This window comes from Pseudarthrobacter sp. AB1 (genome assembly GCF_014926485.1).
Lineage (GTDB): Bacteria > Actinomycetota > Actinomycetes > Actinomycetales > Micrococcaceae > Arthrobacter.
This window is the reverse complement of sequence record NZ_PZKO01000055.1, coordinates 254,881-269,983: the sequence shown is the minus strand read 5'-3', so window position 1 is coordinate 269,983 and position 15,103 is coordinate 254,881. Positions and strand designations below refer to the sequence as shown.

The 15,103-nt window shown below is 66.7% G+C and carries 8 protein-coding genes; 2 read left to right on the top strand and 6 right to left on the bottom strand.

Annotated features, from left to right (window positions below; all coding sequences use genetic code 11):
- Positions 1–70: 70 nt before the first annotated feature.
- On the bottom strand, positions 71–1,264 hold the full coding sequence (locus tag DAD99_RS15010; RefSeq protein ID WP_309233294.1) for a S16 family serine protease: 1,194 nt from the start codon (positions 1,262–1,264) through the stop codon (positions 71–73).
- A 131-nt stretch (positions 1,265–1,395) separates the two neighbouring features.
- On the opposite strand from DAD99_RS15010, the gene DAD99_RS15005 reads away from it, so the two are divergent.
- Positions 1,396–2,817: a zinc-dependent metalloprotease gene (locus DAD99_RS15005; protein WP_193342152.1), complete on the top strand. Its 1,422-nt coding sequence runs from the start codon at positions 1,396–1,398 to the stop codon at positions 2,815–2,817.
- A gap of 108 nt (positions 2,818–2,925) precedes the next feature.
- Here DAD99_RS15005 and DAD99_RS14995 read toward each other — a convergent pair whose 3' ends face one another.
- The 3 genes from DAD99_RS14995 to nudC form a co-directional block, all read right to left on the bottom strand.
- Positions 2,926–3,540 carry a M48 family metallopeptidase gene (locus DAD99_RS14995; protein WP_193342151.1) on the bottom strand — a complete coding sequence of 205 codons (615 nt, stop codon included), beginning with the start codon at positions 3,538–3,540 and terminating at the stop codon, positions 2,926–2,928.
- Complete coding sequence (locus DAD99_RS14990; protein WP_185261063.1) at positions 3,537–5,672, bottom strand: ATP-dependent DNA helicase UvrD2; 2,136 nt, start codon at positions 5,670–5,672, stop codon at positions 3,537–3,539. Before DAD99_RS14990 ends, DAD99_RS14995 begins: the two co-directional genes overlap by 4 nt.
- Before the next feature lie 68 nt (positions 5,673–5,740).
- Complete coding sequence (gene nudC, locus DAD99_RS14985; protein ID WP_185261064.1) at positions 5,741–6,763, bottom strand: NAD(+) diphosphatase; 1,023 nt, start codon at positions 6,761–6,763, stop codon at positions 5,741–5,743.
- A 169-nt stretch (positions 6,764–6,932) separates the two neighbouring features.
- On the opposite strand from nudC, the gene DAD99_RS14980 reads away from it, so the two are divergent.
- Positions 6,933–8,171, top strand: coding sequence for a macrolide 2'-phosphotransferase (locus DAD99_RS14980; RefSeq protein ID WP_193342150.1), 1,239 nt, complete (start codon positions 6,933–6,935; stop codon positions 8,169–8,171).
- Positions 8,172–8,193: 22 nt separating this feature from the next.
- Here the strand turns inward: DAD99_RS14980 and DAD99_RS14975 are convergent, their stop codons facing one another.
- Both DAD99_RS14975 and DAD99_RS14970 read right to left on the bottom strand, forming a co-directional pair.
- Positions 8,194–11,721, bottom strand: coding sequence for an ATP-dependent DNA helicase (locus DAD99_RS14975; RefSeq protein ID WP_193342149.1), 3,528 nt, complete (start codon positions 11,719–11,721; stop codon positions 8,194–8,196).
- Complete coding sequence (locus DAD99_RS14970) at positions 11,718–15,062, bottom strand: ATP-dependent DNA helicase (RefSeq protein ID WP_193342257.1); 3,345 nt, start codon at positions 15,060–15,062, stop codon at positions 11,718–11,720. Before DAD99_RS14970 ends, DAD99_RS14975 begins: the two co-directional genes overlap by 4 nt.
- Positions 15,063–15,103 lie beyond the last annotated feature (41 nt).

The window sequence follows — 15,103 nt, the reverse complement described above, 5'->3', positions numbered from 1 at the left end:
CGGTCAAGCGTGTGGCAACGTCCGTCATATCTGCCACGAGTGGCAGTAAAGCTTTGTTCCTGGCCTCAGTCTAGTTGCTGGAGCAGACCGGCAAAGCGCCCGTGTCCTGCCCGGATCCGGAGAGTTCGACGGCGCGGCGCGCCTCTGCGATGTTCTCCACTTTGAACACTTGCAGTCCCTCCGGCACATGGCCCTCAACTTCGTCGCAGTTTTCTGCCGGAGCCAGGAACACGGTGGCTCCCCCGGCACGCGCGCCCAGCATCTTCTGCCGGATGCCGCCGATGGGACCAACGGCGCCGTCGGGGGTGATTGTCCCCGTTCCGGCGACGTGCTTGCCGCCCGTCAGGTCCCCCGGCGTTACGGTGTCGATAATGCCCAGCGCAAACATCATCCCGGCGCTCGGCCCGCCAACCTTGTCCAGGGAAATCTTCACGTCAAATGGAAAAGTGAACAGGTACTTGAGCTTGACGCCGAGAATATAGCGGCCCGCACCGTTGTCCATGGGAACGATGGTCTGAGTGACGGATTCCCCTGCGCGCTGTACCACCAGGCTGGCCGGCGCGCCCTGACCGGCGGCAAGTTCCTCCTGGACGACGGCCAGTGAGGTGATGGGCTTGCCGTTGATCGATTCGAAGATATCGCCGTTTTCAACCATGCCCGCCGACGGCGAACCGTCGGCGAGACCTGCCGCCTGGAGTTGCTGGCCGACGGGAATATCCAGTTCTCTGAGCGCCGATGCCACGGCGTTCTCCTGCGACGACGTCATGGCCACGGAGCTCTGCTCGTCAGCTTCCTCCTTTGTGGTGCCGCTGGGGTAAAGCAGCTCCACAGGGTGAACGGACTTGGACCCGTCCAGCCAGGCGGCGAAGGCACCCAGGACACTCACCGGGCCGTTGGGGCCGCCGTCAACATAAACGGTGGTCAGGTCCAGATTTCCCTTGGCGGGATAGGTTTCGTGGCCCGTCACGCTGATCACAGGACTGCCCTGGCTCTGGCCGATTGTGTTGAAGGTGGGTCCGGGGGACTCCACAACATAAGGCACCGGGACGGTGACGGCCGCGATCCCCAGGCCCAGCGCCAGGACGCCGGAAAGCATCATCACGGACACGCGCCGGTCCCCCGGCGGGGAGCTGCGGGGGGCATATTGCCCGGTTGGCGGGATCCCGGCCACGCCCGTTCCGGGTGCTGCGGCACCCGTTGTGGCGCCGGCGTCGAACTCTGGAGCGTGGTCCTCATGCGGATGGTCGCCGCGGGTTGTAGTCACTGAATCAACAGTACGCGGTGCCGCCGCCGGCCAGCTCTTTGCCTACAGCGAACGTGACGCCTGTCCGGCAGACAGCCGCTCCGGCCCGGGGTACCGTGAAGTGAACAGTCACACCGACGATCGGCGGGATCATGACCTCCAACCCACTCAATCCGTCCAACGGCGACGATGCGCCGAAGGATCCGTTGACCGAGATGCTGCAGAACCTGATGGGCGGCAAGGGCATGGAAAACTTCGACCCTGCCGAACTCGCAAAGGCAGCCGGCCTGCCGAACGACCCCAATCTCCTCGCGCAGATGTTCTCCCAGATCCAGGCCATGATGAGCGCCCCGTCCGAGGGGTCGGTCAACTGGCAGCTCGCGCACGAGAACGCCCGCCGGGTTGCCGCCAGCAGCGCCGACCCGTCTGTCACGTCCCAGCAGACGCGCGAAGTCGACGAGGCCCTGCGACTGGCCGAAATGTGGCTGGATCCCGTGACCGACCTGCCTGCCACCGGCCTGATCGGCCGTGCGTGGTCCCGCGCTGAGTGGGTGGAAGCCACCCTTGGAACATGGAAGCGGCTGACCGAGCCCGTCGCCAACAGCATCGCCAACGCTCTCTCCAACGCCATGACCGAACAGATGCCCGAAGAGATGAAGTCCATGATGGGCGGGGCCTCGTCCATGCTGCAGAACATGGGCGGCGCGATCTTTGGGATGCAGCTCGGGCAGGCCATCGGCGCACTGTCCGCCGAGGTTGTCAGCTCCACCGACATCGGCGTTCCCCTGGCCGACCTGGAAATGGCGCTCCTGCCGGCCAATGTGACCAAGTTCGGGGAGGGCCTGAGCCTCCCCGAGAACGACATCCGGCTGTTCCTCGCCGTCCGCGAGGCAGCCCACACGCGGCTGTTTGTCCAGGTTCCCTGGCTGCGCGGCCACCTGCTCGGCGCCATCGAGGCTTACGCCCGCGGCATCCACATCGACACTTCCAGGATTGAAGAGCTGGCCCGCGACCTTGACCCCAGCAACCCTGAAGGCATCCAGGAAGCACTCTCCCAGGGTGTCTTTATGCCGCAGCGGACCCCCGCACAGGAGCAGGCGCTTGAAAAACTGGAAACCGCCCTTGCCCTCGTTGAAGGCTGGGTGGACGAGCTCACCGCTGCGGCCACGGAGAAGCTGCTGCCCTCCGCCGGCGCGCTCCGGGAAACAGTCCGGCGTCGCCGTGCCACTGGCGGTCCGGCGGAGCACGCGTTCTCTTCCCTGGTGGGACTGGAACTCCGTCCCCGCCGCCTGCGCGAGGCGGCCACGTTGTGGGCCGCGCTAAAGGACGAGCGCGGTATTGCCGGACGCGATGCCATCTGGCAGCACCCGGACCTGCTCCCCACCGCCGAGGACCTCGATGACCCGCAGGGCTTCAGCGGCCGCCGCAAGCTGGCCGAGGCCAGCGACAGCGAAGTGGACGATGCCCTGCAGAAGCTGCTGAGCGGCGGCTTTGACGACGCCCCGCAGGATGATTCCGACGCCGGCGACGACGGGGACCGGCCCGCAGCCGATGGTGAGCAGCCCAAAGGTTAGCCAGACCGCGGGTTCGTTCCTGATGATGTCGGTGACCTTGGACGGATTCTTCGAGGCGGCCGACCGTGACATCAGCTGGCACCTGGTGGATGACGAACTCCTCCGCCACTAGAACCGGCAGTCCGGAGCCTCTGAATCATTGCTGGCCGCGGCCAGGCCCCGGGAGGTGGCGAAGGAGACGCCTTCCAGGAATGCCTTGGCCCGCATCGTGTCGGGGTAGGCCTCCAACAGCTTCCAGAACGCGGCATTGTGCCCGGCCACCAGCAGGTGCGCGAGTTCGTGCAACAGAACATAATCGATGACCCACTGCGGCATGGGCCTGAGCTTGTCGGAGAGCCGGATGGATCCTTCCGACGGCGTTGCGGAGCCCCAGCGCGAGTTCTGGTTGCTGACCCAGCGGACCGACGTCGGGACTGCCCTGCCGCCGAAATACCGGGCCGAAAGGGCTGCGGCGTGGGCGGCCAACGCAGTATCTGTGGCTGGCTGCTTACTTCCTTTGCGTGAGCGACGCTCCCCCTGGCGGTGCAGCTTCTCCAGCATGCGGTGCACCCATTCAGACTCCTGCGCGGCGGTGAAACGGGCCGGAATGGCCACCACTGCTGTCCCGTTCTCCCAGAAGGCAGCCACGGTCCTGGTCCGGCGCGCCGACCGCCGCACTTCAACGCGTGCCCCGTCCGCCGTGGTGAGGGGAAGGGCGTCCTGTCCTGCCGGCCGCCGGGTCACAGGGTGGTGCTTTCGACGAGCACCCGCAGCACGTCTTCGCCGTAGCGTTCCAGTTTGGACGGACCCACGCCTGCCAGAACCGCCAGTTCCTCCAGCGTGGACGGTTTGGCCTCCGCGATGGCGGTCAGCGTGGCATCCGTGAAGACCACAAACGCCGGCACTTCCGCGGCCAATGCAATTTCCTTCCGCCACTGCCGAAGGGCATCGAATGTCTGTTCTTCGTAGCTGGGAGGACAGTCGTTACAGCGGCCCACCTTCCGTTCGGCGCCACTCGCCAGCATGCTCCCGCAGATCCTGCAGGTGGCGGGGGCCGCCGATTTCCGGCGCGGCGCCGGCCCTTTTCCGCGGGCGCTGGAGCTGGCAACCGAGTTGGGCCGGAGCCCGTCGAGGAAGCGTGAGGGTTTGCGGTTGGCCCGGCCGCCCGGCGTGCGTGCCGTGGACCAGGAAAGCGACAGGTGCTCGCGGGCCCGCGTGATGCCCACGTAGAGCAGCCGGCGCTCCTCATCCACGGCTTCGGGTGTGTCCGCGAAGGAAATGGGCATCAGGCCTTCGCAAAGGCCCACCAGGAACACGGCGTCCCATTCGAGACCCTTGGCGGCGTGCAGCGAAGCCAGCGTCACACCCTGGACGGTGGGGGCATGCTGCGCGAGAGACCGCTCCTGGAGTTCATTAACAAAGTCACCGAGACTGAACTGCTCGCCGCGGACATGGACAAGCTCGTCCGCAAGGGCCACTAGCGCCGCCAAGGACTCCCAGCGTTCGCGCAGCGCGCCGCCGTTATGGGGTGGAGCCTCCGAGTAGCCCAGCGAGGCCACGATGTCGCGGACCAGTTGGCCGAGCGGTTCCGGTGTCGCGGTTTCGGCGACGGCCCTGGTGGCCGCGCGCAGCTGAAGGATGGCGTCGCGCACTTCCTTGCGTGCGAAGAAACGCTCACCTCCTCGGAGCTGGTAACTGATCCCGGCCGCAGCGAGCGCCTGTTCGTAGGCTTGTGACTGCCCGTTGGTGCGGAAGAGGACAGCCACTTGGCTGGCGGGAGTGCCGGCGTCGAGCAGTTCCTGGATCTTGATGGCCACTGTGGCGGCTTCGGCTTCATCGTCGGTGCATTCGGTGAACTGGGGCACCGGCCCCGCCGCCCGCTGGGCCACCAGTTGCAGCGGAGCCGCCCAGGCAGCATCGGCCACCGGTCCGCCGCCGCGACGGGCGGCAAGGAGATCGTTGGCCAGCTTGACCACCTGTGGCGTGGAACGGTAATCCCGGATCAGTTTCACTACGTTGGCCTCGGGGAACTGGGCCTTGAACCCCAACAGGTGCTTGGGCGACGCGCCGGTAAACGAGTAGATCGTCTGGCTCGCATCTCCTACGACGCACAGCTCGTCCCGCCCACCAAGCCACAGTTCCAGGAGTCGCTGCTGCAGCGGCGAAACGTCCTGGTACTCATCGACCACAAAATGCCGGTATTGCTCGCGGACGGTGGCCGCGACTTTCTGGTCCTCCTGCAGGATCCCGACGGTAATCAGGAGTACGTCCTCAAAGTCGATGACGTTGCGGTCGGTCTTGACGTCCTCATAGGACTGGAAGACCCGGGCGACGGCGGTGAGGTCGAACCCGCCCGGGGTTCCCCTGCCCTGCGCGTTCTCCAGGTAGTTGGCCGGGGTGAGCATGGACACCTTGGCCCACTCGATTTCGGAGGCGAGGTCGCGGATGGACGCGCGGTCCGTGCTGAGCCGGAGGCGACGGGATGCTTCGGCGATCATCTGGGCCTTGTGGTCCAGGAGGTTGGGCAGGGTGCCGCCGACCGCCTGTGGCCAGAAAAACTGCAGTTGGCGCAAGGCGGCGGCGTGGAACGTGCGTGCCTGCACATTACCCACGCCGAGGTCCCGCAGCCTGCTGCGCATTTCCGCTGCGGCCCGGGCCGTGAACGTCACGGCAAGGAGCCGCTGGGGGCTATACACGCCGGAGTGCACGCCATAGGCAATCCGGTGCGTAATGGCCCGGGTCTTGCCGGTGCCGGCACCGGCGAGGACGCACAGCGGCCCATTCAGCGTGCTGGCGACCTCGCGCTGTTCAGCGTCAAGTCCCCCAAGGATTCGTTCCTCAAGGGACTCGGCACTGTCAAAATTCTCTGTGGTCACTTCTGCTGCTCTGTTGTCGCGACTGCCACGTGCTGGCGTCTGGCCAATGGTGATGCCTGTTCCGGGTGTCAGATGTCCGTGCGGTCCATGATTCGGCCCCCATACCAGTGCTCAATCAATGAGCGGGCGATGGACAGCCGGCTGGAGATAGTGATTTCACCGGTAAGCACGGCGTCCTGGAGTTCCTCCCGGCTGAACCAGCGCGCACGGGTTACCTCCACGCCGTCGGGCCTTGCCACGGCGTCTTCGGTGATGGCGGTAAATCCAAGCATAAGGGAGGCCGGGAACGGCCATGACTGCGAGCCCAAGTACTGGCATCCCGTGACCCTGACGCCCACTTCTTCGTGGATTTCCCTGACGACGGCCTGTTCCAGGGATTCGCCTGGTTCTACGAATCCGGCCAGCGTGGAGTAGTTCTTGGCGTCAACCGGCCCGCCGCCACCGAGCAGCAGCCGTCCGTCCGGCCCTACAACCGTGACGATGATGGCCGGATCCGTCCGCGGATAGTGTTCCGAGCCGTCCTCGGGGCAGCGGCGGACCCAGCCGCCGGCCTCCACTGCTGTACGGACCCCGCAACGGGGGCAATGCGTATGGCCGGCATGCCAGTTGGCGATGGCGCTGGCCTCGACGAACAACGCCGTGTCAGTGGGGTTCAGGACGGCAGCGATGTCGCGGAAGCCCGCCCACTGCGCATCATTCGGGATTCCCGCAGTGCCGGGCCCGGCAGGTTCGGAAAGGATAACGAGGACCACTTCGGTGCCGGCGGCAAGATCCGAGCCGTCCAACGCGGCGCCAAGATAGATGACCTGCTCCGGGGCTGAGCCGCGGTCCCGCAGGTCAGCGAGCAATTGGGCCGCTGCGGGCAGCAAGAGCTGGTTGCCTTGTACCAGGGCCTGCCGCCCGGCCAGGACCACCGCCCGAGTATGCTCGATGTCCAGCAATTCCTCAACCATGCCTGGCCGGACACGGTCGGCGGAGCCTCGGTCAACGGCAGCAGGGAGGACCGGCAGCACGGTATCGAACAGGTGGTTGGCCGGCAGCTGGATTGCCTGCGGCTGGTAGGCCGGTATAGCGGACTCCGCATGACTCATGTGTCCACCGTACTGACTCGGGCTGACAATTTACATTCGGCGGGGCCATTCGGCAAGGACACGTGGCGTGGGCCTCCACACGGTGTGCCGAGGCCGACTTTTGCAGCATATCTGGAGACTCGCCGCCGCACATCGTTGTCTTGGACGCCACTCAATCTACCGTGGAACGGTGAGAAGAAAACCGATCGAACTGGCAGCCGTGGCAACCGCGGCAGTCCCCGGGCTGACCCCTACCGCCGTTAGCTCCGCTGCGGACGATCCCGCGGATTTCGACTCCGCGCTGCTGCTGGATTCGGAGGGCAAGCAGTGGCGGGTACGGTCCCCGCGGCATGCGGAAGCAAGCGCCAGGCTCGAAACGGAGTTCCTCGTCCTCCGGGCATTCGCACCGGCCATCCGGGCCGAGTTGCCCTTCCTGATGCCCACGGTCGCCGGCAGCGTCCGGCTGGGCAGCCTCAGCACCTTTGTCTACTCCCATCTGGCCGGCAGCACGCAAAGTGTTGAGGAACTCACCGCGGGTCCCGCCACGCTTGCCCGGGAAATCGGGACAGCCCTGGCGGCCATCCATGATCTTCCGCACTCCCTGGTCAGCAACGCGGACCTGCCCAGCTATACGCCCAACGAATTCCGCCAGCGCCGGCTCAACGAGCTTGACCAGGCAGCCACTACCGGAAAAATCCCGGCGTCGCTGCTGCTCCGCTGGGAGCATGCCCTCGAAGACGTCTCGCTATGGCGGTTCAACCCGTGCGTTGTCCACGGCGACCTGCACGAGGACAACCTGCTCGTGGAAAGCAGCCGCGTCACGGCCGTTACGGGTTGGACGGACCTTCGGATCGGGGATCCCGCCGACGACTTTGCCTGGCTGGTTGCCTCGAATGAACAGGATTTCGTGGACGCCGTTTTGGCAAGTTACACCGGCAGCCGCCGCGACGCCCCGGACCAGCACCTGATCCGGCGGGCCGCTTTGTCTGCCGAGTTCGCGCTGGCGCAATACCTCGTCAAGGGCATAGCGGCCGGCGACGACGGGATGGTTGCCGAAGCCGAAGGCATGCTGGAAACGCTCGCGGCCGATGTCGAAGAGCACGGCGGCCAGGCCATCAGTGTCGAACCGCTGCCCGCCCCGGCCGACGACGCCGACCAGTCCCCTGCTGCCCACACCGCGGCAGCGGGCAGGTCCCAGCAGGTTGGTCTGGCCGCTGCTCCGGCGGTGACCGTCGCCCCCGTACCTATCCTGTCAGCGGCGCCCAATCCGGTGGCGCCCGCAGTGGAAGTCAGCCCAATCCCCGCCGAGCCCATCCTGTCCGACGAAGCAGCGGCCCACGAAGAGCCTGACGACAAGCCGGCAGCACGTCCGTCCGCCGAGGACACGTCCACCGCGGCCATCAGCATCGTCGAAGTCAGGAAGCACTGACGCCCGGGAGCCCTTCCTGACGTCAGGGCGCACTGACGTCGAGAGCGGCGGTCACGATCTGTTCAAGCTCCTCGGCAGTGCCCAGATCGTGCGGCCGAACCACTTGGTTGTCCGCAACGTAGAAGAAGGCGGCCCTGACGTCCTCCACTGCCACGCCCTTGAGCCGGGCCCAAGCCAGCCGGTACGCGGCGAGCTGCACCGATTTGGCCCTCAGCTGGGCGGCAGAGGGCCGGCGGCCGGTTTTCCAGTCCACAAGGTCCCACCTCCCGTCCCCGTCCTGGAAGACAGCATCTATGCGTCCACGGACCACAACGTCGCCCACGCGCGTTTCCACCGGCACTTCGACAAATGCCGGCGACCTGTCGGCCCATTCCGAGGCTTTGAAGGTGGCCACCATGGTGTCGAGGTCGTACGCGGCGTCAATGTGATCGTCGGAGCCGGGGGCCTCGCCAAGATCCAGCATGCCGGCTGCGCCGAAGTACTCCTCAACCCAGGCGTGGAATGCCGTCCCCTTCCGCGCGGACATGCCGGGCTCACGCGGAACAGGCCTTCGCAGCCGGCCCACTACCCCCGCCGGGTCCTCGCCAAGATCCACCAGCGTGGACGCAGAGATGTGGCCAGGCAGGTGAATGTCCTGCCCGGAAGCGCGCCGGGAACGCCGTTCCATCAGCAATGCCGCTTCCCTCGCCCAGCCAGCCGCATTGCCCCGGAGCCTTGGCCCGGACTCCGTGGCGGATGTATGTTCCAGAATTGTCGCCGGGTCCCCGGGAATCATGGCCTCCAAGGCGTCCCGGACACGCGCCGCGGCGTTCTCCATGGCCTGCCGCCTGCCGGGAACAACCCGCAGTCGCTCCCCGGTCCGCGCATCCACCGGGCCTTCGAGTGGGTCATAGGGCCATCCGGCGACCTCAGTTTCGGTAGTCAACGGGCTCTTCTCCGGCAGCGAGGCCTCGTCCACTGACGCCGGGTGCACCACGGCAGAGTTCGTTTCCGTGTTCCTTCCCGGAGCGCTGACAGGGCCGGAGCCGACAAGCTGTTCCAGTTCAGCGAGGAACGGTGACATCTCGGCACGCCCTGCCCTGGAGCCCACCCATGCTGCGCTGGAGACCCAGAGGACGTGCTTTGCCCTGGTGTAGGCCACGTAGGCAAGGCGGCGTTCCTCACCCTCACCATGGACTTGGACCGCTGTTTTGAAGTCCTTTTCGGCGTCCACCCAGCCCTTCTGGTCCGGCTGGTCGGTATCCCATTGGGGCAGATCCGAACGGTCCCCGCGCAGCGGCCACGGCAGTGCCGCCGCGCCGCTGCTCCAGCGGGAATCCTTGTTGCTGGGGAAGGCACCGGCGTTGAGGCCCGGCACAAAAACGACGTCCCATTCCAGGCCCTTTGACGCATGGACAGTCAGCAGCTGCACAGCCTCGCGGTTGATATCCGACGGCGGAGCCTCAAGGCCGTTTTCCTCAGCCGCGGCGGCTTCAAGCCAGGCCAGGAACGCAAGGATGTCCACGCGGTGCGAGGTTCGCAGGAAGCCGGCTGCCGCGTCCTGAAAGGCATCCAGGTTTCGGCGGGCCTGGTGGATGCTGATTCCCGGGCGCGCTGCCACTTCGATGTCGAGCAACATGGCTCGTTCCACCTCACCGAGCAGCGTAGTGAGGTCGTCCCCGAGGTAGCCGCGCAGCTGCCTGAGTTCCGTAGAGAGCCTGCCGAGGCGGTCGCGGGCCTGGTCCGTCAACGACCGCCCGTGGGAAGAGGTCCAGTCTTCTCGTGGCAGCCAGTCCAGCGCTTCGACCAGGCTGGCACCGTCAGTCAGGTCGCTTTCGATGACGGTTTCCTCGGACGCGTCTGCGGACCCGTCCTCCGGTGTGGCAGCGCCGTCCTGGCGGCCGCGGCGGCGTGCGATCTGGCTGGACCAGTCTCGGAAGGCCATCAGGTCTGCCGGCCCGATCCGCCAGCGTGCGCCGGCGAGGAGGCGCATCAGGGAGTCCGAGCGTCCGGGATCGGCCAGCACCCGGAGCGTGGCCACCAGGTCAACGATTTCAGGGGTATCGAGCAGCCCGCCAAGCCCCACGATTTCGTAGGCAATCCCCCGCGCTTCGAACTCCCGGCGGATGGTTTCCATCTGGGCACGTCGCCGGCACAGGATGGCGAGTGCCGGCGGTAGCGGCGTGCCGTCAGGCTCCCGTTCAAAGTCCGTGATCCGGTACTTCAGGACGTCCTCGGCAAGGACTGCGGCTTCGTCGAGGTCTGTGCCGAAGCGCCCCAGCACCACCCGCCCCTCCACCGCGAAAGGGCTGGGCTGCAGGGGCGGCACATTCGCTGCCGCGGCAGCCGTGCCCGACGGAATGGTGCCGTCCGCAGCGCTGCCGGCAGGGGCCTTCTGGGCCTCGGCGCGCCCTAAGGCCTCTGACATGATGTTGGCTGCGGACAGAATGGCCCGGCCGTTGCGCCACGCTGTCGTGAGGTAAGACGTAGGGGCGGGCACGAAGCGTCCCGGCACGTCATACCCGTCCACACGGACAGGGAATTCACGGACAAAGTGGAAGAGCTGACCTGCCGAAGCACCACGGAAACCGTAAATCGACTGGTTGGGGTCTCCCACAGCGGTGACCGCATGGCCCTCGCCGAAAAGCCGCGAAAACAGGACCAGCTGGGCATACGATGTGTCCTGGAACTCGTCCAGGAGCACCACCTTGTAGCGCTGGCGTTCCATGTCCGCTGCAAGGGGGATCTCACGGGCAACACGAGCCGCAAGTGCCACCAGGTCGCCGAAGTCCAAGGCTCCCCGTGACTTCTTGGCGGTGGCGTAGCGGCCCACCATGTCAGCCACGCTGGCCCTCGTCCGCAGCATCGCAGCGAGTTCACCGGCTGCCTGGGGGGCGTTCTTTTTCGCTCCGGCCACGTAGGGACGTTCTTCGAACTCGGCGAGCCGCGCCAGAAGCCAGGCTTCGACGTCGGCCGGTTCCTGCAGGTGCTCTGCGCACTCCCCCGCGAGCTGGATGACTGCCTTCACCAGCGTAGACTTGGCGGCCTTAAAGTGGCTGTAATCGCCGTCGAACGCTTCCACCACTTCGCTGGCGAGCTGCCAGGCCTGGGCCCCGCCAAGCAGCACAACGTCGCGTTCCACGCCCAGCCGCAGTCCGTAGTCCGAAACGATGCCACTGGCAAATGAGTGGTAGGTGGACACTTTGGGCTCAAGGGCATCGCTGCTGAGCAGCCCGTCGGGGAACACGTCATGCCGTGTGTCCTGGGCAGCGACCCGCTGCAGTGCCGTCAGCTTAGCCCGGATCCGAGTGGCCAGCTCGCCTGCTGCTTTCCTGGTGAAGGTCACGCCCAAGACTTCCTCCGGCCTGACCCAGCCGTTGGCGACGAGCCAGACCACGCGGTCGGCCATGGTGGCGGTCTTGCCGGAGCCCGCTCCCGCGATCACCAGCCGGGGAGCCAGGGGTGAGGAAATGATGGCGGACTGTTCGGGCGTCGGTGTATTCTTTTCGCCCAGCAGCCTGGACAGCTGTTCCGGGGTAAACAGTGGCGTTGGCACCTGGGGCTGGCTCATTCAGTGACCTGCTTTCCGCGGACACAGAGCGGACAGACCTCAGGGAGCCTGCAGCCGTGCCCCCCGTGGCTGCTCTTTGCCGGGTCGTGCCTGGCTTCGAAGCTGTTGCCGGACATGACGGCGGCCGCATCCGTGACCATGTCCAGCGCCCAGTTATCCTGGGCCTCCAGGGGATCCTGTTGCTGGACGCCGGGGCTCTTGGTGCCTGTTCCGAGCTGCGCCAGCACGGCGCCGCCCGGCACCGGGGAGCCCAGTGATGAGTCCGGCACTAGCGTGTCGGGTTCGGTTGAGCCGGACAGACCGTGCACATCCGCGAAAGCGCCCGCAAGGACCGCTGCCTGGTAGGCCCCCAACTGTGGATGGCGAGACAACTCTGTCTTGCCAGGCTGCCTTTTACCAGTTTTGAGGTCCACAATGACCAGCCTTCCTTCGCCATCGATCTCCAGCCGGTCAACCTGGCCGCGGAGCACGGCGGCGCGGGGAAAGTCGGTCCCGCCAGCCAAATCTTCGACGGACCGGGCATCGTGCTGCCCGGCGTCCCCCGGGGGAACGTCGGGCAGCCGGACCGCAAAGTCCTGCTCGACACCCAGCAGGCTCCGGCCCTCGCTCCGCATCACCAGGACGTACTGGGCGAGCTTACGCACCATTGTTTCGGCACGCTGGAAGTCGAGTTTGCCTTCCCAGTTGTCCTTCATGCCCAGGGTTGGCCACCGGCGGATGAGTTCGGCGACGTACTCACCCCCGGAGGCCTCCGGCAGGTCCTGCGCGATGGCGTGCACCAACGTGCCCAGACTCCGGGCGAAGTCGGTGGCGGCTTCTCCCCCGGCCGCCTGCACAAACCAGTCGAGCGGTGATTTCTGCACGGATTCCACCTTCGACGGCGAGACGTAAACCGTCCCTCCGGGCGGGACAACCGGCTCCGACGTCGTCAAGGGCGGCAGGCCCCACCAGCTGTCCGGATGCGCTCCGGGGACGGCCGGTTCCACGGCGGCAAGTCCGGCCAGGACCCTGGCGGCTTCGGCGGCCTCGGGCTCAAACCTTCCATCCAGCTGCGCGTATTGGCGCAGTTCTGCCACCAGGGCGCGAAGAGTCATGGGCCGTTCCACCGGAGTAAACCCCCTGCCCTCGGAGCCAGGCTCAAGCGGCGCCACATAGTCAAGGAAAGACGACGGCTGGTCATCCTCGGACGAAACTGCGGTGCAGATCAGGATCTCGCACGCCCTGGAAACGGCCGTGGAGAAGCTTCGGAGTTCGTCGTAACGGATTTCCCGCAGCCGGCTCAGCGGGTCCAGCTGCAATGCATAGCTGACCCCGTGCTCGACGGCGTCAGCGTACAGGCTGCTGCCCAGCAGCTCACCGCGGAGCCGGGTATTGGGCCAGACGCCTTCCTGCAGCCCCGCCACGATGACCACCGGCCACTGCCGCCCGGCAGCACTGGCCGGGGTCATCAGCTCGACGGCGTCGTCCACCTGCGCCCGCGCGGCCAGGGTATCCATCGGCAACTCCTGGTTCAGGAGGTACTCAAGGAACTGCTCCGGCCCGGCGCCCGGCATCTGGTCCACGTAGCGCTCGGCTGTATGGAAAAGCGCCATCATGGCATCGAGGTCCCGGTCAGCGCGGGCGCCGTGGGAACCGCCGGTGAGGGCGGACTCGGTCCACGCGTTGGCCAGTCCGGTGGAGTGCCACAGGGCCCAGAGAACGGTCTCGGCGTTGGCTCCGGACTCGGCGGCGGCGCTCCGGCCGGCCTGGATCATGCGGGCGGTCCGGCGCGCGGAACGGCCTTCCAGGCCCAGGGTCGCCAGGGCCCCGGGTTCCGATAATGCTTCAACCAGCAGGGCGTCGCTGGTCCGTCCGCCGCCGCCCAGCAGTTCTTCCCGCCTGAGCGACTGGCGCAGCCGGCGCAGTTCAATTGATGTGGCGCCCCCGATCCGCGACGTCAGCAGCGCGACGGCGGCTTCCGGGGTCAGCAGGTCCGGATCCAGCGCAATGGCGTAGGCGTCCAACAGCGGACGTACGGCCACCTCATCGCGGACCGCGGACTCGGCTACCGGAACGCGTACCGGGATCCCCTGTCCCGTGAGGTATCGCTGCAGCTCACTGAGCTGGCCGCCGTTACGCACGATCACGGCGATCTCGGCCAGGTCGCGGCCATGGTTGACGTGCTGGTCCAGGATGCGCTGGGCAACGTACCGCAGTTCGTGTACCGGAGACGGAACCAGGTGTGCTTCCAACGTTCCGGCGGACTGAGGGTGGGGTTCGACGACGGCGGTGGGTCCGTGCACGGTGCCAGCCGTGGGTTCGGGCTGCTCCAGCCGCCTGGCCAGCTGGCCGCCAGCACGTTGTGATATCCGGGACGCGACGCCGAGCCAGGCTTCGGCGATGGCGGGAGCATGCCGATGGGTGTGCCACAGCGGCCGCTCGATGACGCCGGCTTCGGTCGAAAGCAGCCGGGGCAGTTCCGCGACGAGATCTGGCCTGGCCCCGCGAAAGCCTTGCACGACGGTGTCCGGAGAGTAGGCGACATAGCAGTCCTTACCGGCCGCGATATCGGCGAGAAGCTCAAAAACGGCGGGGTTTGCCTCCTGTACATCGTCCACCAGCACGAGCTGGAGACGATTCCGTTCCGCGGCAAGGAAGTCAGGCGCGTCCTGGAAGATCTGCCGTGCTGTGGTGATGATGCCGGCGGGGTCGAATGCCTCCGGCATGCGCAGGTCCAGTACGTCCCGGTACTCGGCGTACAGCGCCGCCGCGGCGATCCAGTCAGGCCGGCCGCACTGGTGGCCCAGCACCTCCAGGTCACCGGCAGTCCGGCCGGATTCGATGATCCGGTCGAAGAGTTGGCGTACCTCGTGGCGGAAGCCCCGAGTCTCAAGTGCCGCTTCCAGGTCGGCAGGCCACGGAAGTTCCAGGCCGGGCATCCGGTGGCCCTCCAGGAGCTCGCGGATAATGAGGTCCTGTTCAGGGCCGGACAGGAGCCGCGGCGCGCGCGGAAGCGGAAGGATTCCCTCTGCCTTCGCCCGCCGGATCAGGTCAAACGCATAGGCTGCCCAGGTCCGGGCCGGCGTGGTGCTGAGGCTCCTGTCCAGCCGTGCGGTGAAACGGTCGCGGAGTGAATCGGCGGCGAGGCGTCCGGGTGCCAGGATGAGGATCCGTTCCGGGTCAACGCCGTCATGCAGGGTGCGACGGACCGCGGCTTCGATCAGGACCGTTGATTTTCCGGTTCCTGGTGCACCAGGAACCAGGACCGGCCCGGAGCCGTGAGGCACGTCGACGGCGTCACGCTGGTCCGCAGACAACGCCGGAACGTCGGTGTGCAGCTGCCGCGGAGGCAGCAGACGCAGGCCCGTACCGCTGGCACGCCCGGCCGCGGAGGCGGGCCTGG